At 40.9% G+C, this 19,362-nt stretch carries 10 protein-coding genes, 20 tRNA genes, 3 rRNA genes, 1 pseudogene and 1 riboswitch; of the genes and pseudogenes, 4 read left to right on the top strand and 30 right to left on the bottom strand.

Going from position 1 to position 19,362, the window contains the following annotated elements:
• Positions 1-576: 576 nt before the first annotated feature.
• The 21 genes from AC5LWL_RS02680 to AC5LWL_RS02580 form a co-directional block, all read right to left on the bottom strand.
• Positions 577-756, bottom strand: coding sequence for a hypothetical protein (locus tag AC5LWL_RS02680; RefSeq protein WP_493432883.1), 180 nt, complete (start codon positions 754-756; stop codon positions 577-579).
• A gap of 410 nt (positions 757-1,166) precedes the next feature.
• Positions 1,167-1,240 (bottom strand) — tRNA-Arg (locus AC5LWL_RS02675).
• Positions 1,241-1,252: 12 nt separating this feature from the next.
• Positions 1,253-1,327, bottom strand: a tRNA-Asn gene (locus tag AC5LWL_RS02670).
• 4 nt (positions 1,328-1,331) lie between these two features.
• Positions 1,332-1,405 (bottom strand) — tRNA-Gly (locus tag AC5LWL_RS02665).
• Between the two features lie 70 nt (positions 1,406-1,475).
• Positions 1,476-1,547 (bottom strand) — tRNA-Gln (locus tag AC5LWL_RS02660).
• A 13-nt stretch (positions 1,548-1,560) separates the two neighbouring features.
• Positions 1,561-1,636: transfer RNA gene (locus tag AC5LWL_RS02655), tRNA-His, on the bottom strand.
• Positions 1,637-1,653: 17 nt separating this feature from the next.
• Positions 1,654-1,727, bottom strand: a tRNA-Trp gene (locus tag AC5LWL_RS02650).
• A 56-nt stretch (positions 1,728-1,783) separates the two neighbouring features.
• Positions 1,784-1,860, bottom strand: a tRNA-Asp gene (locus AC5LWL_RS02645).
• 3 nt (positions 1,861-1,863) lie between these two features.
• A tRNA-Met gene (locus AC5LWL_RS02640) sits at positions 1,864-1,937 on the bottom strand.
• 23 nt (positions 1,938-1,960) lie between these two features.
• A tRNA-Ser gene (locus AC5LWL_RS02635) sits at positions 1,961-2,053 on the bottom strand.
• 15 nt (positions 2,054-2,068) lie between these two features.
• Positions 2,069-2,142: transfer RNA gene (locus AC5LWL_RS02630), tRNA-Ile, on the bottom strand.
• Between the two features lie 169 nt (positions 2,143-2,311).
• Positions 2,312-2,385 (bottom strand) — tRNA-Met (locus AC5LWL_RS02625).
• Positions 2,386-2,404: 19 nt separating this feature from the next.
• A tRNA-Ala gene (locus tag AC5LWL_RS02620) sits at positions 2,405-2,480 on the bottom strand.
• Positions 2,481-2,490: 10 nt separating this feature from the next.
• A tRNA-Pro gene (locus AC5LWL_RS02615) sits at positions 2,491-2,564 on the bottom strand.
• 6 nt (positions 2,565-2,570) lie between these two features.
• Positions 2,571-2,647: transfer RNA gene (locus tag AC5LWL_RS02610), tRNA-Arg, on the bottom strand.
• 17 nt (positions 2,648-2,664) lie between these two features.
• A tRNA-Leu gene (locus AC5LWL_RS02605) sits at positions 2,665-2,753 on the bottom strand.
• Between the two features lie 9 nt (positions 2,754-2,762).
• Positions 2,763-2,837, bottom strand: a tRNA-Gly gene (locus AC5LWL_RS02600).
• Positions 2,838-2,859: 22 nt separating this feature from the next.
• Positions 2,860-2,932: transfer RNA gene (locus AC5LWL_RS02595), tRNA-Lys, on the bottom strand.
• A gap of 9 nt (positions 2,933-2,941) precedes the next feature.
• Positions 2,942-3,017, bottom strand: a tRNA-Thr gene (locus tag AC5LWL_RS02590).
• Between the two features lie 36 nt (positions 3,018-3,053).
• A tRNA-Val gene (locus AC5LWL_RS02585) sits at positions 3,054-3,129 on the bottom strand.
• Positions 3,130-3,132: 3 nt separating this feature from the next.
• Positions 3,133-3,207: transfer RNA gene (locus AC5LWL_RS02580), tRNA-Glu, on the bottom strand.
• A gap of 571 nt (positions 3,208-3,778) precedes the next feature.
• Here AC5LWL_RS02580 and AC5LWL_RS02575 point away from each other — a divergent pair.
• Positions 3,779-4,100 (top strand): annotated as a pseudogene (locus AC5LWL_RS02575) (EamA family transporter); the annotation flags it as partial.
• A 231-nt stretch (positions 4,101-4,331) separates the two neighbouring features.
• Here the strand turns inward: AC5LWL_RS02575 and rrf are convergent.
• The 5 genes from rrf to AC5LWL_RS02550 all read right to left on the bottom strand — a co-directional run bounded on the left by rrf (position 4,332) and on the right by AC5LWL_RS02550 (position 11,149).
• Positions 4,332-4,448: ribosomal RNA gene (gene rrf / locus AC5LWL_RS02570) — 5S ribosomal RNA — on the bottom strand.
• 119 nt (positions 4,449-4,567) lie between these two features.
• Positions 4,568-7,504, bottom strand: a 23S ribosomal RNA gene (locus tag AC5LWL_RS02565).
• A gap of 495 nt (positions 7,505-7,999) precedes the next feature.
• Positions 8,000-9,550: ribosomal RNA gene (locus AC5LWL_RS02560) — 16S ribosomal RNA — on the bottom strand.
• Together the 16S, 23S and 5S rRNA genes form the textbook arrangement of a ribosomal RNA operon.
• A 673-nt stretch (positions 9,551-10,223) precedes the next feature.
• Positions 10,224-10,526, bottom strand: a complete 303-nt coding sequence (locus AC5LWL_RS02555; protein ID WP_493432882.1) for a hypothetical protein — start codon at positions 10,524-10,526, stop codon at positions 10,224-10,226.
• 134 nt (positions 10,527-10,660) lie between these two features.
• Positions 10,661-11,149, bottom strand: coding sequence for a GNAT family N-acetyltransferase (locus AC5LWL_RS02550; protein WP_493432881.1), 489 nt, complete (start codon positions 11,147-11,149; stop codon positions 10,661-10,663).
• Positions 11,150-11,353: 204 nt separating this feature from the next.
• Between AC5LWL_RS02550 and AC5LWL_RS02545 the strand changes: the two genes are divergently transcribed.
• The gene (locus tag AC5LWL_RS02545) at positions 11,354-11,446 is read left to right on the top strand and encodes a hypothetical protein (protein ID WP_493432880.1); all 93 of its coding nucleotides are present in this window, start codon (positions 11,354-11,356) and stop codon (positions 11,444-11,446) included.
• A gap of 15 nt (positions 11,447-11,461) precedes the next feature.
• Positions 11,462-11,746 (top strand): hypothetical protein, encoded by a 285-nt coding sequence (locus tag AC5LWL_RS02540; protein ID WP_493432879.1) that lies wholly within the window; start codon positions 11,462-11,464, stop codon positions 11,744-11,746.
• 258 nt (positions 11,747-12,004) lie between these two features.
• Here AC5LWL_RS02540 and AC5LWL_RS02535 read toward each other — a convergent pair whose 3' ends face one another.
• From AC5LWL_RS02535 to gmd, 4 genes are all read right to left on the bottom strand, one after another.
• A complete protein-coding gene (locus AC5LWL_RS02535) occupies positions 12,005-13,573 on the bottom strand; it encodes a hypothetical protein (RefSeq protein ID WP_493432878.1) in 1,569 nt (522 codons plus the stop codon).
• 91 nt (positions 13,574-13,664) lie between these two features.
• Positions 13,665-14,741, bottom strand: a complete 1,077-nt coding sequence (locus tag AC5LWL_RS02530; protein ID WP_493432877.1) for a mannose-1-phosphate guanylyltransferase — start codon at positions 14,739-14,741, stop codon at positions 13,665-13,667.
• Positions 14,742-14,795: 54 nt separating this feature from the next.
• Complete coding sequence (locus tag AC5LWL_RS02525; protein WP_493432876.1) at positions 14,796-15,728, bottom strand: GDP-L-fucose synthase family protein; 933 nt, start codon at positions 15,726-15,728, stop codon at positions 14,796-14,798.
• Between the two features lie 38 nt (positions 15,729-15,766).
• Entirely contained in the window at positions 15,767-16,789 is a 1,023-nt protein-coding gene (gene gmd / locus AC5LWL_RS02520) for a GDP-mannose 4,6-dehydratase (protein ID WP_493432875.1), read from the bottom strand.
• Between the two features lie 520 nt (positions 16,790-17,309).
• Positions 17,310-17,420, top strand: a riboswitch (TPP riboswitch).
• Between the two features lie 174 nt (positions 17,421-17,594).
• Between gmd and thiC the strand changes: the two genes are divergently transcribed.
• On the top strand, positions 17,595-19,328 hold the full coding sequence (gene thiC / locus AC5LWL_RS02515; protein ID WP_493436518.1) for a phosphomethylpyrimidine synthase ThiC: 1,734 nt from the start codon (positions 17,595-17,597) through the stop codon (positions 19,326-19,328).
• Positions 19,329-19,362: the final 34 nt, after the last annotated feature.

The raw sequence follows: 19,362 nt of genomic DNA, 5'->3' as shown, positions 1-19,362 counted from the left end.
CATCATTAGTATAATACCGTCAACACTTTTTTTAAAAATAGTTTCTTTTATTTAAACGAAGTTAAGTAACAAGATTGAAGGAAGATACAAACACCATAAATTCAACATCCTAATTATATTTTTAATAAGGTTTGTTAAATTGTAAAAATAGAATTCGGCATTTTAATAGGTGCTTTCTTGAAAATGCAATCTGTCGTTTTCAACGCTTGGGTGCTTTTCCTTGCCTTGTAGAGAAGTATCCTATATATGACACTATGTCGCTTTGAACCTAGTTGACTTCCTAGTAGGATTTGCACTACTTTAAGCAGCATGACGTGTTATTGTCAATTTTTTTATAAATACACCCTATTCAACCTATCCAACCTGCTACACCAAAAACAACTCCAGTAGTAGCTCCACTTGATGCTGTCCTTCCAAGCACCTTCAAAACGCTTAGATTGTATTCTTTTCTATTTTTATTCTATTAACTTAAAAGATCAATATTTTATAAACACTCAGCATATAAAAATAGAATTCACTACTAATCAAAATTTTCAAAGTATATCCCTTCAAAAATAAAAGGTACAGCAATATAACTCACTGTACCTTTGTATTCTTTTGTCCTTGTCCTGCAAAAAAGGCGGAGCACAATAAGAAAATAGTTCCTACACCAACAGCAACAATCATTAAATTTTCAAAAGTATTTTTTAAAGCTAATCCGCCGACAATCGCTGCTATAAATAAAAATAAAAACAGTACCGTAAAATTATTTTTCAATATTTTCCCACCTCTCTTACAAAATTATAACTGCTCTCTCTATTTTATTGCGACCTTCAAACATAAGTGAATTGCCACCAGGAAAGAAATATGATTTTCGTTTTTTAAAACCATTTCCTGAATCGGAGTAAATAATAGAATTAATATATTATGAGATTAAAGCAAGTTTATACTGAAATAGAAGTAGCATTGAAAGTTTGTATGTACTATGCGGGCACTCTAAAAAAAGAGTATTATAATGAATACGTTAATAAGACGAGAATTCTCGCTATAATAACGAGTTAAAGAGGAAGTTTAAAAAGGACGAGAATAGATCCATCTATCATTTATCAACATTCTCGTTTAATAGAATAAAAAAAAACAGTATCGCTTTGTTTAAGCAACACTGCTTTCTAGTTCACATTAATCTACGCGCCTTAGAGGATTCGAACCTCTGACACACGGCTTAGAAGGCCGTTGCTCTATCCAGCTGAGCTAAAGGCGCATGTTATAAAAATGGCTCCGCAGGTAGGACTCGAACCTACGACCGTTCGGTTAACAGCCGAATGCTCTACCACTGAGCTACTGCGGAACGATGGAGCGGGTGATGGGAATCGAACCCACGACATCAGCTTGGAAGGCTGAGGTTTTACCATTAAACTACACCCGCATGCGTTATTATAGATTGATAAATGACAATCAAGAAGTTTATACACCCCTCAACTATCCTTAGCTAAAGACTGGGCTAGCTGGATTCGAACCAACGAATGACGGAGTCAAAGTCCGTTGCCTTACCACTTGGCTATAGCCCAATGAAAAATATAATGGGGCGACTGATGGGAATCGAACCCACGAGTGTCGGAGCCACAATCCGATGCGTTAACCACTTCGCCACAACCGCCATATTGTTATTGTTCTTGGCAGGGGTAGTAGGAATTGAACCCACACCGGAGGTTTTGGAGACCTCTGTTCTACCTTTAAACTATACCCCTGTATTTTACATACATTGGTATCTTATTATATCCAATTAGCCATACTATTATTTTTATGGCGGTCCGGACGGGACTCGAACCCGCGACCTCCTGCGTGACAGGCAGGCATTCTAACCAACTGAACTACCGGACCAGATTGCGGGGACAGGATTTGAACCTGCGACCTTCGGGTTATGAGCCCGACGAGCTACCAGACTGCTCCACCCCGCGACGATAATAGTATTAAATGTAAATGGAGGAGGAAGGGGGATTCGAACCCCCGCGCGGTTTGACCCGCCTGTCGGTTTTCAAGACCGATCCCTTCAGCCGGACTTGGGTATTCCTCCATGATTATATACACGTGGACCTTGTAGGACTCGAACCTACGACCGGACGGTTATGAGCCGTCTGCTCTAACCAACTGAGCTAAAGGTCCAAATATAGTAATAGCTTTAACAAAATTTAACTAAAAACGTCTATCCTCATCTCAGTAAGATGGTTCAAGAAGCTACTCGATAAGTACAGCTCACAGAATACTCAGGATGTACTTCCTCATTGCTCTAACCAACTAAGCTAAAGGACCGAGAAAACTTTATTTACATTAGTAGCGGCAGAGGGGATCGAACCCCCGACCTCACGGGTATGAACCGTACGCTCTAGCCAGCTGAGCTACGCCGCCATAATAAATATTTGATTATTGGTGGAGCCTAGCGGGATCGAACCGCTGACCTCCTGCGTGCAAGGCAGGCGCTCTCCCAGCTGAGCTAAGGCCCCATTATAATGATCGGGAAGACAGGATTCGAACCTGCGACCCCTTGGTCCCAAACCAAGTGCTCTACCAAGCTGAGCTACTTCCCGTAAATATGGCGCGCCCGAAAGGAGTCGAACCCATAACCTTCTGATCCGTAGTCAGACGCTCTATCCAATTGAGCTACGGGCGCATATTTTTAAAAAACAATGGTGCCGAGGACCGGAATCGAACCGGTACGGTAGTCACCTACCGCAGGATTTTAAGTCCTGTGCGTCTGCCAGTTCCGCCACCCCGGCATTGTCTTTTGGAGCGGAAGACGGGATTCGAACCCGCGACCCCCACCTTGGCAAGGTGATGTTCTACCACTGAACTACTTCCGCATTTATTAAAATTTTAACATGATGAGCCATGGAGGATTCGAACCTCCGACCCTCTGATTAAAAGTCAGATGCTCTACCAACTGAGCTAATGGCTCAACATAGAATGGTGCCGGCGAGAGGACTTGAACCCCCAACCTACTGATTACAAGTCAGTTGCTCTACCAATTGAGCTACCCCGGCAGCGTAAAATAGATTGTCTTTTTGACAATTAAAATATGGTGGAGGATGACGGGATCGAACCGCCGACCCTCTGCTTGTAAGGCAGATGCTCTCCCAGCTGAGCTAATCCTCCATTTGGTGACCCATACGGGATTCGAACCCGTGTTACCGCCGTGAAAGGGCGGTGTCTTAACCGCTTGACCAATGGGCCAATTATAAAGTTTATATTTATAATCCTTACGCCAAATGCATTTCATACTAGCATTTACTAATTTGGCGACAAGATATATTATATAAAACCTAATGATAATTTGTCAACCAATTTTACATTTATTTTTACAGTATTTAATTACTAACTAAATAATTTAACGAAAAGGTAATACCAAACGGTTATAGTTATTTATGAAAAAGTAATCCGTTTCTAAATTTTTGGAATGTGGAGTACCGTGTAGACACTCTATTAAAAGAATAAAAAAAAGCAATTCAACTCTATTATGCTATTTATATGTAACTAACCGTTTACCTTTTAGATTCGATTTTTATAACCTGTGATGCGTAACCATGTGGTAACAGTTTTTTATTTACTTGACTTAGAGTTAACTCTAAGTTGTAAACTACCTCTAATCAAAAGAGAGGAATGATGTTGATGTATTCCATTAATAAAGGTGCTGAGAAGTCTGGTATTAGTATGTATACATTTAAGGTATTACGAAAAATCGAATTACTTCCCCCACCAAAACATCAAAATAATGGAAGGCCTTTTTATACGGATACAGAGTTTCCTATCAATTTCAGGTGGAGATATAACTATCTTTGCAGGTAATGTTTGTTGGGCACTTTATGGTGTGCTTGGACGTCGGTTTATAAAGGATGGCACTCCGCTATCTATAACAACTTATACGATGGTTATCGGTGCTGTTAGTTTAATAGTAGTTTACTTATTTACTTATTTACTTATTTACTTATTTACTTTCACCCCTATTTCTTTACCAAACATTCCAATTGGAGCATGGGGAACAATTGCATTTATGGATTTGTTTACAGTGTTTTGGGTTACCTATGGTGAAATCAGGGCATGAAGAGATTGACGCAAGTAAAACATCGGCGTCGTGCGGAAGACTAAGAAGTTCAAGGATATTAATGCTTCATTTGGGAAGAAGTTTGACCAGCTATTTTCAACTCTAGCCACTATACTGGCGACTAAGAACAAATTAATAATGGTATCTCTGCTCTAACTTTTCAATGGTGCATTCATCACTTCCTATTAGCTGTCCTGAATAGATAAATAGTACAACAAAAAAAGAACTAATCCTAAAAGGAATAGTTCTTTTTAATGCCTGGCGACGTCCTACTCTCACAGGGGGAGAGCCCCCAACTACCATCGGCGCTGAGAAGCTTAACTTCCGTGTTCGGTATGGGAACGGGTGTGACCTTCTCGCTATCGCCACCAGACTATTTTGTTTTTGAGAGTTGTTCCCTCAAAACTAGATTATGTGTAAGAAAAAAGAACCGAATTAATCGTTTTTGTCCAGCTACAACACCGATAAACAGGCGTTTTTCGCTTTTCATTTTTAGTTAAGTCCTCGATCTATTAGTATTTGTCAGCTCCACATGTCGCCATGCTTCCACCTCAAACCTATCAACCTGATCATCTTTCAGGGATCTTACTAGCTTGCGCTATGGGAAATCTCATCTCGAGGGGGGCTTCATGCTTAGATGCTTTCAGCACTTATCCCTTCCGCACATAGCTACCCAGCTATGCCTTTGGCAAGACAACTGGTACACCAGCGGTGCGTCCATCCCGGTCCTCTCGTACTAAGGACAGCTCCTCTCAAATTTCCTACGCCCACGACGGATAGGGACCGAACTGTCTCACGACGTTCTGAACCCAGCTCGCGTACCGCTTTAATGGGCGAACAGCCCAACCCTTGGGACCGACTACAGCCCCAGGATGCGATGAGCCGACATCGAGGTGCCAAACCTCCCCGTCGATGTGGACTCTTGGGGGAGATAAGCCTGTTATCCCCGGGGTAGCTTTTATCCGTTGAGCGATGGCCCTTCCATGCGGAACCACCGGATCACTAAGCCCGACTTTCGTCCCTGCTCGACTTGTAGGTCTCGCAGTCAAGCTCCCTTGTGCCTTTACACTCTACGAATGATTTCCAACCATTCTGAGGGAACCTTTGGGCGCCTCCGTTACTTTTTAGGAGGCGACCGCCCCAGTCAAACTGCCCACCTGACACTGTCTCCCACCCCGATAAGGGGTGCGGGTTAGAATGTCAATACAGCCAGGGTAGTATCCCACCAATGCCTCCACCGAAGCTAGCGCTCCGGCTTCCAAGGCTCCTACCTATCCTGTACAAGCTGTACCAAAATTCAATATCAGGCTACAGTAAAGCTCCACGGGGTCTTTCCGTCCTGTCGCGGGTAACCTGCATCTTCACAGGTACTATAATTTCACCGAGTCTCTCGTTGAGACAGTGCCCAGATCGTTACACCTTTCGTGCGGGTCGGAACTTACCCGACAAGGAATTTCGCTACCTTAGGACCGTTATAGTTACGGCCGCCGTTTACTGGGGCTTCAATTCAGAGCTTCGCATTGCTGCTAACCCCTCCTCTTAACCTTCCAGCACCGGGCAGGTGTCAGCCCCTATACTTCGCCTTACGGCTTCGCAGAGACCTGTGTTTTTGCTAAACAGTCGCCTGGGCCTATTCACTGCGGCTCTCTCGGGCTTTAACACCCAAAAGAGCACCCCTTCTCCCGAAGTTACGGGGTCATTTTGCCGAGTTCCTTAACGAGAGTTCTCTCGCTCACCTTAGGATTCTCTCCTCGCCTACCTGTGTCGGTTTGCGGTACGGGCACCTTGAACCTCGCTAGAGGCTTTTCTTGGCAGTGTGGAATCAGGAACTTCGGTACTATATTTCCCTCGCCGTCACAGCTCAGCCTTTATGGTAACGGGATTTTCCTCATTACCAGCCTAACTGCTTGGACGTGCTAATCCAACAGCACGCTTACCCTATCCTCCTGCGTCCCCCCATTACTCAAACGGTTCATAAGGTGGTACAGGAATATCAACCTGTTGTCCATCGCCTACGCTCTTCAGCCTCGGCTTAGGTCCCGACTAACCCTGAGTGGACGAGCCTTCCTCAGGAAACCTTAGGCATTCGGTGGATGAGATTCTCACTCATCTTTCGCTACTCATACCGGCATTCTCACTTCTAAGCGCTCCACCAGTCCTTACGGTCTAGCTTCAACGCCCTTAGAACGCTCTCCTACCACTGACATCTATTGATGTCAATCCACAGCTTCGGTGATACGTTTAGCCCCGGTACATTTTCGGCGCAGAGTCACTCGACCAGTGAGCTATTACGCACTCTTTAAATGGTGGCTGCTTCTAAGCCAACATCCTGGTTGTCTAAGCAACTCCACATCCTTTTCCACTTAACGTATACTTTGGGACCTTAGCTGGTGGTCTGGGCTGTTTCCCTCTTGACTACGGATCTTATCACTCGCAGTCTGACTCCCAAGGATAAGTATTTGGCATTCGGAGTTTGTCTGAATTCGGTAACCCGATGGGGGCCCCTAGTCCAAACAGTGCTCTACCTCCAATACTCTTACCTTGAGGCTAGCCCTAAAGCTATTTCGGAGAGAACCAGCTATCTCCAAGTTCGATTGGAATTTCTCCGCTACCCACACCTCATCCCCGCACTTTTCAACGTGCGTGGGTTCGGGCCTCCATCCAGTGTTACCTGGACTTCACCCTGGACATGGGTAGATCACCTGGTTTCGGGTCTACGACCACATACTTATTCGCCCTATTCAGACTCGCTTTCGCTGCGGCTCCGTCTTCTCAACTTAACCTCGCATGTAATCGTAACTCGCCGGTTCATTCTACAAAAGGCACGCTATCACCCATTAATGGGCTCTAACTACTTGTAGGCACACGGTTTCAGGATCTATTTCACTCCCCTTCCGGGGTGCTTTTCACCTTTCCCTCACGGTACTGGTTCACTATCGGTCACTAGGGAGTATTTAGCCTTGGGAGATGGTCCTCCCTGCTTCCGACGGGATTTCTCGTGTCCCGCCGTACTCAGGATCCACTCAGGAGGGAACGAAGTTTCAACTACAGGGTTTTTACCTTCTATGACTGGCCTTTCCAGACCTATTCATCTACCCCGTTCCTTTGTAACTCCATGTTGAGTGTCCTACAACCCCAAGAGGCAAGCCTCTTGGTTTGGGCTAATCCCGTTTCGCTCGCCGCTACTCAGGGAATCGCGTTTGCTTTCTCTTCCTCCGGGTACTTAGATGTTTCAGTTCCCCGGGTCTGCCTTCAGTACCCTATGTATTCAGGTAAAGATTCTATCCCATTACGGATAGAGGGTTTCCCCATTCGGAAATCTCCGGATCAAAGCTTACTTACAGCTCCCCGAAGCATATCGGTGTTAGTCCCGTCCTTCATCGGCTCCTAGTGCCAAGGCATTCACCGTGCGCCCTTTCTAACTTAACTTTGATTTCGGCTAAAGATAAACTTCACATCTCTTCGTCAGCTTCTTCGCTCTGCTCCTCACGTACAAAGTACGTTCCGGTGCTCGCTCTGGCGCTTCCTTGACCTGTTCGTTTCTCTTTACCCTCAAGTTTTTGATAATAGTTTCACTTTTAACAGATTCACTATATCTCAATTTGATACTCTATAAATAGAGAATCTAAGATGGCGATTACTCGGTTTCTTTCTTGGTTCTTACTATACATAATCTAGTTTTCAAGGAACAATTTACGGCTAAAAATAAACTTCACATCTCTTCGTCAGCTTCTTTGCTCTGCTCCTCACGTACAAAGTACGTTCCGGTGCTCGCTCTGGCGCTTCCTCAATCTGTTCGTTTCTTTTTACCCTAATATAGTGAATAAAGAAGTTTTTTCTTTATTCTTGAGGAATTGCTCCCTCAAAACTGAACAACAAACGCGTCAACAATCTGTGATGGAATGTAAATTCCATTTTCCTTAGAAAGGAGGTGATCCAGCCGCACCTTCCGATACGGCTACCTTGTTACGACTTCACCCCAATCATCTATCCCACCTTAGGCGGCTGGCTCACATAAAGTGTTACCCCACCGACTTCGGGTGTTACAAACTCTCGTGGTGTGACGGGCGGTGTGTACAAGGCCCGGGAACGTATTCACCGCGGCATGCTGATCCGCGATTACTAGCGATTCCAGCTTCATGTAGGCGAGTTGCAGCCTACAATCCGAACTGAGAATGGTTTTATGGGATTGGCTTGACCTCGCGGTTTTGCTGCCCTTTGTACCATCCATTGTAGCACGTGTGTAGCCCAGGTCATAAGGGGCATGATGATTTGACGTCATCCCCACCTTCCTCCGGTTTGTCACCGGCAGTCACCTTAGAGTGCCCAACTAAATGCTGGCAACTAAGATCAAGGGTTGCGCTCGTTGCGGGACTTAACCCAACATCTCACGACACGAGCTGACGACAACCATGCACCACCTGTCACTCTGTCCCCCGAAGGGGAACGTCCTATCTCTAGGAGTGTCAGAGGATGTCAAGACCTGGTAAGGTTCTTCGCGTTGCTTCGAATTAAACCACATGCTCCACCGCTTGTGCGGGCCCCCGTCAATTCCTTTGAGTTTCAGCCTTGCGGCCGTACTCCCCAGGCGGAGTGCTTAATGCGTTTGCTGCAGCACTAAAGGGCGGAAACCCTCTAACACTTAGCACTCATCGTTTACGGCGTGGACTACCAGGGTATCTAATCCTGTTTGCTCCCCACGCTTTCGCGCCTCAGCGTCAGTTACAGACCAAAGAGTCGCCTTCGCCACTGGTGTTCCTCCACATCTCTACGCATTTCACCGCTACACGTGGAATTCCACTCTTCTCTTCTGCACTCAAGTCCCCCAGTTTCCAATGACCCTCCACGGTTGAGCCGTGGGCTTTCACATCAGACTTAAAGGACCGCCTGCGCGCGCTTTACGCCCAATAATTCCGGACAACGCTTGCCACCTACGTATTACCGCGGCTGCTGGCACGTAGTTAGCCGTGGCTTTCTGGTTAGGTACCGTCAAGGTACGAGCAGTTACTCTCGTACTTGTTCTTCCCTAACAACAGAGTTTTACGATCCGAAAACCTTCATCACTCACGCGGCGTTGCTCCGTCAGACTTTCGTCCATTGCGGAAGATTCCCTACTGCTGCCTCCCGTAGGAGTCTGGGCCGTGTCTCAGTCCCAGTGTGGCCGATCACCCTCTCAGGTCGGCTACGCATCGTTGCCTTGGTGAGCCGTTACCTCACCAACTAGCTAATGCGCCGCGGGCCCATCTGTAAGTGACAGCGTAAACCGTCTTTCAGCTTTCCTACATGAGTAGAAAAGGATTATCCGGTATTAGCTCCGGTTTCCCGAAGTTATCCCAGTCTTACAGGCAGGTTGCCCACGTGTTACTCACCCGTCCGCCGCTAACTTAAAAAGCAAGCTTTTTAAGTCCGCTCGACTTGCATGTATTAGGCACGCCGCCAGCGTTCGTCCTGAGCCAGGATCAAACTCTCCATATAAGAGTAAGATTAGCTCATTGCTAAACTCTAGCTTTTTTGTTGCTTGTTTTAGTTTATAACTTAGTTATAAACGTTTATTGTTGACGTTTTGTTTGTTCAGTTTTCAAAGAGCAATTTGTTTCATCCGCTTCAGAAGCGACTCAACTAATATACCATATCTTCTTTCACTTCGTCAACAACTTTTTTTAAAAAGTTTTCAACGTTTTTTTCACTTATTATGAAAAAGTAAATGAAGCTATTTTTTTATTTTTCGTTGCTGTCAGAAGCAACTTTTATATAATAACAAGGATAAATAGATTGGTCAATACCTTTTTATAAAAAAAATAATGATTTTATTAATAAGAGAAAACTCTACCTCAAAGTGTAAACAAAACGTATTTTTAAAAGCTGAAGATAATTAACTTTCCAACAAAACAATCTAATAGAAGGAACATACATAATTTGAATTTAGATGCTCCAGCATACAACATGTATTCGTATTGATGTTGTCTCTGAACCACCAATATAGAAGAGAAATGGAAATTGTTCATTTTAACGATTGGTCTTTCATCTGACTTCTTAAACATTTATTTTTCTTTTAATGAAAATCGAATAAAGGTTCAACCTAGCAACAGAAATATTTGAACAGCAAGTTGTTTTTAAAGCACCACCTCATTCAAAATCAACAACTTACTCACATTGAGTTCTTAAAAATCTCTATCTTTCTCTTCATTTCAAATACTTCAAATCTCACATGTGAATAATCTTCATTTTCCACAAGGATATAATTCTTCTTATCTGTTTTTATTTGATATGTTTTATTTCCAATATATTTTATATGTAAAATTCGTCCTTCTAATTGCTGCTGAATTTCTTCGTATTCAGCAAGGTTATTTGCAGTCAAAGCAGTTAACACATTATACGGACCAAAAAAATTAAAACAAATAATACCCGCCAAAAAAACTGTTCCAATACTAGCAATAAATATTCTTTTCATTTTATCACTCTCCCTTCCACTACTGTTATACACTTCGCTTTTCTGTGGGGTCTTCCCATAGGAGTCTTCGTGTATTCTGACTGCTCCCTGCTTATAAAACTTTAAAAAAATTACTTCTTTTGGTGCAAATTTAATTAGACTGGGAGTCCACACTGCTCTTTTACCATTGTTTGAAACTCTGTTATAAGATTATCAAACTCTATCCTTTTTACAAATCCAACTTTCTCATAAAGATGGATTGCTCTTCTATTAAATTTCGCAACCGTTAATCTGATTGGCATCCCTTTATACTTTTCTTCTATATATTGAAGAATAAAAGATAAGTAGAAAAAACCATTTCCTCTTCCTGTTAATTCAGGCTTCAGACCGAATCCAATATCAATGTAGCCATCCTCGTATGCTCCAAATAAATACCCATTTGGCACTTGCGCAGCATACCCTATACAAAAAAATCCAATTATTTCTCTTGTCGTATTTAAGACAACAAAGTATGGATTTCCAAGCAGCTCTGCAATGGATTCCTTTTTGTCTTCATCATTATAAAAGTCATAAGGATATTCATATTTCCAGTTAAGAACATGTTCTGCACATTTTCTATCCATCTTCTTCAAGTGAAATTCCAAATTGAATCCAACACTCCTTCTAGTTTTTATTCACCTATCTCAAAAACGTTGTCTTATGAATCCTTGGTATACGTTTTTTTCGTGTTCGTGTTAATTTAGAAACAAATGTGCCATTGCGTTTAGTAAAAGCATTATTAAACGGGTCACAGCGTTGCATCAAAAATCCCTCAGGCACAGCAGTATGCAGAAAATATCGATATCGATTTGCTTATTAGCGCAATAGATAACGAATTGGTGGGACAAATTGTGGATGTTAAATTAACTAATGGTGATACTGTTCAAGTATATGTAGAATAATGAGGAGAATTAATTATGGTAAAAGTGTATCTATGTACAGACAAAAAGAAACATTATACTATCCCAATTCCTGCTTTTTTACTTGAAACACTAATCAATATTGCTTTTTCTAATCTTATTTGGAAGCTTATTAATAGTCAGGCAAAAGATAAAACAGTTCATGCCATTTATACACATACACCTATTATAAAAGAAATGCTAAAAAACTTGGTTAAAGAAATAAAAAAAGACAAATGGACTGATCCGCTTGTAGATGTCACTTTAAAAAACGGATCGTATGTAAGAATAGAATTATCTTGATTCTTTTTATAAAAAATCGAGTGTGAAAAACATTTGAGAGATGTGCTATTCGAGAAGCGGCTCCGCTTCACTATAAATAAGAGAAAGTTTTCAAAGGAAATTCGAGTCTTTCCTTCTATAATATTACAACAACTATTTTTCATTAGTCTTCCATCTACATTTACACATATTTCATATTCAAGTTAAGAAGGTAATTTCTTTCTCCTAAACAAAACACGCATTACCTCTTATAGAAGTAATGCGCCTGTACTATTTCATTCACCCTTGATAGGTAATACCGTCTTTAGAAATAACAATATCCCACATTTTTAAGTTTAATTCATAGTAAAGTGCTTCTGGATATAGTTTTCTCAAATATTTATCAATCACAACACTTTCAATCAAATAAAGATTAAGTGATTCCATCCAAGTTTGAGGGTGATCTATATGATAAGCAACTGTGTTTAATACTCGTTTATTTGGTTTATGTGCCGCTGCTGCCACACATACCATCCACCAATCCCATGCTGGCTGTCCCATACAAAGACCATCATCTTCATAAATGGTGATTAAATCTCTGTCAAAAAAGAAATAATCGACTCCATTGCTTACTCTTCCATTTAGATTGTTTAAGTTATCTACATCCATTCTATGACCGTAAACTAGACTGCCAATTGATTCTTTATAGATAAAATCCATAAAATTGTCTTTAATTTCTAAGAAGTGGATATCTGAGTTCACAATACCACATACTTTATAATCCGTGCTGCTTAAATACTGCATAAAATCATAAATATAGATATATGGCTTTCCGAATTTTTCTTGTGCATTTCTGCTGATTTCTTGAAATTCTATCGTAGGAAAATATGGTTTCAGTGTATTAATTTCTTCTGCTGAATTAAGAGAAACTACTCTAAATCCTGCGTCTACCCATGTTTTTATTGCATTTTGTTGAACTTCCACTTTACCTGGACCAATCGATGTTGTAATAATAACTTCGTTTGTTTTCTTTTTATTCAATGTCTCAGCAGCATTATTATTTGTTGGTATTACTGGTTTCGCTGCTGGCGTTGCCTTCACTGCTTGGACTGCTGGTTCCGATACTGGCGTTGCCTTCACTGCTTTAGCTGCTGGTTTCGCTGCTGGCGTTGACTTCACTGCTTTGGCTACTGGTTTCGCTGCTGGCGTTGCCTTTACTGCTTTGGCTACTGGTTTCGCTGCTGGCGTTGCCTTTACTGCTTTGGCTACTGGTTTCGCTGCTGGCGTTGCCTTTACTGCTTTGGCTACTGGTTTCGCTGCTGGCGTTGCCTTTACTGCTTTGGCTACTGGTTTCGCTGCTGGCGTTGCCTTTACTACTTTGGCAGCCGCTTTCGGTACTGGCGTTGCCTTCACTACTTTGGCAGCCGCTTTCGGTACTGGCGTTGTCTTTACTGCTTTTGCGGCCGCTTTCGCTTTCAGTACTGGAGTTGCCTTTACTGCTTTGGCTGCTGGTTTTGGTGCGGATACTGGTCTTACCGCTTTCGGGATTGGCCGCGAATTTTGGATTGAGGGTGTTGTTGCGGCAATAGATGGTTTAGTTTGAGGGATAGTTGTGTTATTAGCAGCTACTGCTGGTACGATTCTTTTGCGTATTGTTCTTGTGTTACGATTAACCGAAAAAATTCTGTTTGGAATGGGTGTTGGCAGACTAATCTGCTTTTTAAATAACGGTGTACTGATAGAAATATTAAGCTGATGATTCTCACTTTCCTTATTTGATTCCCAATGTCTATGCAGTTCTAATACAATTCTTAGAACTTCTCTCACTACTCCCGCAACAGCTTTATCTAAAAGCCTTATAATGGACATTTTTTCATTTTCCTCTCCTTTTTTTAATAAGCATTAAGTTTTTATAAGGGCTTTTATATAAACTCCCCTCTTCAACTTTTCATTTGGCAAATTAACTATTTTTTTCAAATCCCTTTTTTTTCATTAGCTCTACCAATTTTTTCACATCTTGCGCTCTTTCTTTTGGACACACAATAATAGAATCGCCAACATCAATGATAATAATATCTGTAAGCCCAATTGTTGTAACAAGATTATCCAAACTGTATATGATGGAGTTTGTTGTATCAATGCCCACATGTTTTCCATATACAGCATTATTATTTTCATCTTTATCTATTGCAATAGAAAGGCTGTCCAAACTTCCAATATCATACCAATCAAAAGTACCTTTTACAGCAAGAAGATCTTTTGTCTTCTCAAGAACCCCATAGTCAAAGGAAGTATCTTGCAATTTTGTATACGCTTTTTCTAAAAGAGTTTGAAAATCCTTTTCTTTACTATGCACAAGTACAGAGGAGAGACTTTGGAAATGGATAGGCAAAAAATTCTTTATCCCCAACTTTAAGGCAGTTAATTCACCAACTACCATTCCGCTATTCCATAAATAACTTTCCGATTTCAAATATTTTGCTGCTGTCTCTACGTCTGGCTTTTCCTTAAACTGCACAACTTTTGATACTCCTTTTCCATCCCTAAATTCCTCAGGATTTATTTGGATATATCCAAAGCCTGTTGCTGGATAGGAAGGTTCTACACCGATAATAACCAATTTCTGATTACGTTCTGCAGCATCGTATGCATTTTGTATTGCCTGGAGATACTCGACATGGTTCTTCACATAGCTGTCAGCAGGAAGGAAGCATACTATTCCATTTCCTAATTTCCCTTCTAAATACAAGGAGGCATAAGAGATACATGCAGCTGTATTTTTTCTTAATGGTTCATAGATAATATTATTTTCTGGTATAACATTTTTTAATGTTTCTCGAGTTAGCTCTAGATATCTTTCATTTGTAATCACAAAGCAATTCTCTGGTGGTATAAGTGTACCTATTCGTTTCACTGTTTGAATAAGCAATGGTTCTGTGCCATCCATATTAATAAACTGCTTCGGCTTATCTTCTTTTGACAGTGGCCATAATCTTGTACCCGCTCCACCTGCCATAATGACTGCATATCTTTCCATATAGTCAGACTCCCTCTTTTTTGTCTATCCCATCACTTCCTCCATTTCTCTTCATTAGCTTTTATGCTCTTTTTTATAAAATTCGTAGGTTAACCTTAATCCTTCTTCTAGTTCCACTTTAGGTTTCCAGCCAAGACTGGTTAATTTCGTTACATCCAATAGCTTCTTTGGTGTACCGTCCGGTTTCGTCGGATCAAATATAATTTCGCCTTTATAATCAATCACTTTCTTTAGTAACTCTGCTAGCTCTTTAATTTCAATATCCGTACCTGTGCCGATATTAATATGTTCATTGCCATTATAATTCTTCATTAAAAAGACACAAGCTTCTGCCATATCATCCACAAATAAAAATTCTCTGCGCGGAGTGCCTGTCCCCCATAGATTTACAACGGGTTTATTTAAATCCTTCGCGGTGTTCATTTTTGTCATTATCGCGGGAATAACATGGGAGTGGATAGGATCAAAACGGTCATGAGGTCCATATAAGTTTGTAGGCATGACGCTTATAAATTTTGTTCCATATTGACTGTTAAAAAACTGACACATCTTTAAACCAGCTATTTTTGCTAATGCATACGCTTCATTCGTCGGTTCTAATGGTCCTGTTAATAAATAGTCTTCCTTTATTGGCTGCGGACAAAACTTGGGATAAATACATGAGCTCCCTAAAAACATAAGCTTTTTCACTTTATATTGATAAGCACTTTTAATCACATTACATTCCATAATTAAATTTTCTATTATATAATCTGCCGGATATGCATTGTTTGAACCAATTCCACCAACCTTGGCAGCTGCCATAAACACATAATCAATCTTCTCGTTTTTAAAAAATTGTTCGACTGCTGCTTGATTGGTTAAATCAAGTTCTTGATGTGTTTTTCCGACAATATTTTTGTAGCCTTTATTTTTAAGATTTCTTACAATAGCTGAGCCGACAAGCCCCCTATGCCCTGCAACATAAATCTTGCTGCCCTTCTCCATTACTCATACACTCCTTTCTAACTGATTGTCATAGATCGTTATTTTTTATCGCTCTCCACCATCATTTCAACTAGCTGCTCGAAGCTGACTTTTTGAGCCCAGCCGAGATTTTTTTTCGCTTTAGTTGGATCTCCTAAAAGCAAATCAACCTCACTTGGCCGGAAATACTTTTTGCTAACAACAATCAATTCTTTCCCGGTTTTTTGATCAATGCCTTTCTCATCTAACCCTTCACCTATCCAAGTAATGGAGATGCCTGCCTTCTGAAAAGCAATTTCACAAAACTCTCTAACCGTATGGGTTTCACCTGTTGCAATCACATAGTCCTCCGCTTTATCCTGCTGAAGCATCAACCACATTGCCTCTACATAATCACCGGCAAATCCCCAGTCTCTTTTCGCATTTAGATTTCCTAAAACAAGTTTTTCCTGTTTTCCCTTTAAGATATCTGCAATTCCAGTTGTAATTTTTCTTGTTACGAAATTTCTTCCTCTTCGTGGTGACTCATGATTAAATAAAATTCCATTACATGCAAATAATCCATATGCTTCTCGATAATTCACCGTGATCCAATAAGCATAAAGTTTTGCTACAGCATATGGACTTCGTGGATAAAAAGGTGTTTTTTCACTTTGGGGAACTTCTTGAACCCTTCCATAAAGTTCACTTGAGGATGCTTGATAAAATTTAATTTTTGGATTTACCTCACGAATTGCTTCTAAAATCCGCAAAGTTCCTATCGCATTTACATCCGATGTAAATTCCGGAATATCAAAAGAAACTTGTACATGACTTTGTGCGCCTAAATTATATATTTCATCTGGTTGAATTTTTCTTATTAAGGAATGGAAGCTTCCTCCGTCATTTAAATCTCCATAATGTAAAAAAAGTGTTTGCGGTGCATCTTTCTTTTGTTGTTCCATAAGATTATCGATTCTTTCTGTATTTACGATGCTGCTTCGTCTTACTATTCCATGAACCTCATAGCCCTTCTTTAGTAAAAATTCAGCAAGATAAGAACCATCTTGTCCATTAACCCCTGTAATTATTGCTTTTTTCAACGGTATGAACCTCCTTATAGTTAGTTACAATAAAGTATATTAAATGTTCCGCTGAACGCTTGTACAATAACCTATTATTCCCATATTTTTTTAGATTGCATAGACATCCACTCAACAAAATTCGCACCAATCTGCATGAAAAGAAGCAGTATTCCATTTTCATGGTCTAATTTTTAAGCAGGAAGCAGTCAGAATACACAAAGACTCCTCTGGGATTTGCGAGATAAGTGAGCCCCCTCAGAGCTGAGCTCCGAGGAGGCTCACCTCTCGCACCATGGAAAGCGAAGTGTATTCTGACTACGGACTCATTAAGAGGGATCACCTCTTTTCACGTTAGCCCAATTCAAGCCTTCAACTGATATCTATACATATTTTCAGCTTTTCCGACTCGGAACAGCTGCCAACAGATTTCCACACTCCAAAACTATTACTAAATAATTTTTCATAAAGACTAGCAAAATTATAATCTAAATCTTCTTTCTTTTTTTATTTACATATGCTACCATTCTTATGAAAAGAATATTTATACTAGGGGTGCCAAGTTAGGCTGAGAGGAAACATTCGACTATGTTTCTAACCCTTTGGACCTGATCTGGCTCGTACCAGCGTGGGGAAGTAAAGAATGTACACTCATTTTGCTATGCATGATATAAATGAAATTCTTTGTGTTAACTTCCAACTAGGTTCATATTATGAATCTAGTTTTTTTGTGTTGGCTTGTTTATTGATCTTGTCCCATTACTTAACAAGGGAGAGAGAATAAAAAGTGAAGAACAAAACGATTCAACAAGAAAACATTTCCATTATGTCTAGTTTTTCTGGAAGCAAAAAGGTTTATGTGAAGGGTTCCAGAAGCGATATCCAAGTACCAATGAGAGAAATCGAACTAAGCCCAACAACTGGCTCCTTTGGTGCAGAGGAAAATACACCAGTTCGAGTATATGATACAAGCGGTCTTTATACAGACCAAAATGCCACGGTAAATATCCGTGAAGGATTGCCCGCCATTCGATCAACGTGGATTGATGAAAGACAGGATGTCGAAGGTTATGAAGGTCGTGCCATTAAACCAGAAGATGATGGTCATAGAACACAGCATACAACAGAAGAAACCTTTCATTTATCCAGGAAACCAAAACGTGCTAAAGAAGGAAAAAATGTTACACAGCTGTACTATGCACGTCAAGGGATCATCACTTCCGAAATGGAATTTATTGCTATAAGAGAACAGGTTGATCCAGAATTCGTTCGACAAGAAGTAGCAAGAGGCCGAGCAATCATTCCAAGCAATATTAACCATCCTGAAAGCGAACCAATGATTATCGGAAAAAACTTTCATGTGAAGATTAATGCAAATATTGGAAATTCTTCTGTTACATCTTCCATAGAGCAAGAAGTGGAAAAAATGACTTGGGCCATTCGCTGGGGTGCCGATAACTTAATGGATTTATCTACTGGAAAAGATATTCACACAACACGAGAATGGATTATTCGCAATTGTCCAGTTCCTCTTGGTACGGTACCGATATATCAAGCGTTAGAAAAAGTTAATGGCGTTGCAGAAGATCTAACTTGGGAGGTTTATCGCGATACATTAATTGAACAAGCTGAACAGGGAGTTGATTACTTTACCATTCATGCTGGTGTACTGCTTCGTTATATTCCATTAACAGCAAAACGCGTTACAGGGATTGTGTCACGAGGTGGTTCTATTATGGCACAATGGTGCTTAGCCCACCACAAAGAAAGTTTCCTTTACACTCATTTTGAAGATATTTGTGAAATTATGAAAAAATATGATATTGCCTTTTCCCTTGGAGATGGGCTTCGTCCCGGTTCCATTGCCGATGCGAATGATGAAGCACAGTTTGCAGAGCTTGAAACACTTGGTGAATTGACAAAAATCGCTTGGCAACATGATGTACAAGTGATGATTGAAGGTCCAGGACATGTTCCAATGCATAAAATCAAAGAAAATGTTGATCTTCAGCAAAAAATTTGCCAAGAAGCGCCATTTTATACACTTGGCCCGCTCACAACCGATATCGCACCTGGCTATGACCATATTACGTCCGCTATCGGTGCTGCGATGATTGGCTGGTTTGGAACAGCGATGCTTTGCTATGTAACACCGAAAGAGCATTTAGGATTACCAAATCGAGACGACGTTCGCGAAGGGGTTATTACCTATAAAATTGCTGCGCATGCTGCCGACCTTGCAAAAGGCCACCCTGGAGCACAAAAGCGCGATGACGCCTTATCAAAAGCACGCTTTGAGTTCCGCTGGAGAGACCAGTTTAATCTTTCACTTGATCCAGAAAAAGCATTGGCTTACCATGATGAAACACTGCCAGCAGAAGGCGCAAAAACAGCCCACTTCTGTTCCATGTGCGGACCTAAATTCTGCAGCATGAGGATTTCTCAAGATATCCGCAACCGGGCAAAAGAAAATACTTTGTGTAAAACAGATATTATTGAAGAAGGTTTAAAGGAAAAAGCAAAAGAATTCGTAGAAAAAGGCAGCCACTTATATAGCTAAAACTATTCTTTCTAAGAACACTATTTTTTTCATC

It is taken from the genome of Niallia sp. WK069_GA_01, assembly GCF_983173855.1.
This window is presented reverse-complemented; position numbering and strand designations above follow the sequence as displayed.

What these genes read in the sequence shown, in the direction of transcription:
- AC5LWL_RS02535 (WP_493432878.1), bottom strand. Translation starts at nt 13,573, where the DNA reads ATGTCCATTATAAGGCTTTTAGATAAAGCTGTTGCGGGAGTAGTGAGA.
- AC5LWL_RS02555 (WP_493432882.1), bottom strand. Translation starts at nt 10,526, where the DNA reads ATGAAAAGAATATTTATTGCTAGTATTGGAACAGTTTTTTTGGCGGGT.
- AC5LWL_RS02525 (WP_493432876.1), bottom strand. Translation starts at nt 15,728, where the DNA reads ATGGAGAAGGGCAGCAAGATTTATGTTGCAGGGCATAGGGGGCTTGTC.
- thiC (WP_493436518.1), top strand. Translation starts at nt 17,595, where the DNA reads ATGTCTAGTTTTTCTGGAAGCAAAAAGGTTTATGTGAAGGGTTCCAGA.
- AC5LWL_RS02540 (WP_493432879.1), top strand. Translation starts at nt 11,462, where the DNA reads ATGGTAAAAGTGTATCTATGTACAGACAAAAAGAAACATTATACTATC.
- AC5LWL_RS02530 (WP_493432877.1), bottom strand. Translation starts at nt 14,741, where the DNA reads ATGGAAAGATATGCAGTCATTATGGCAGGTGGAGCGGGTACAAGATTA.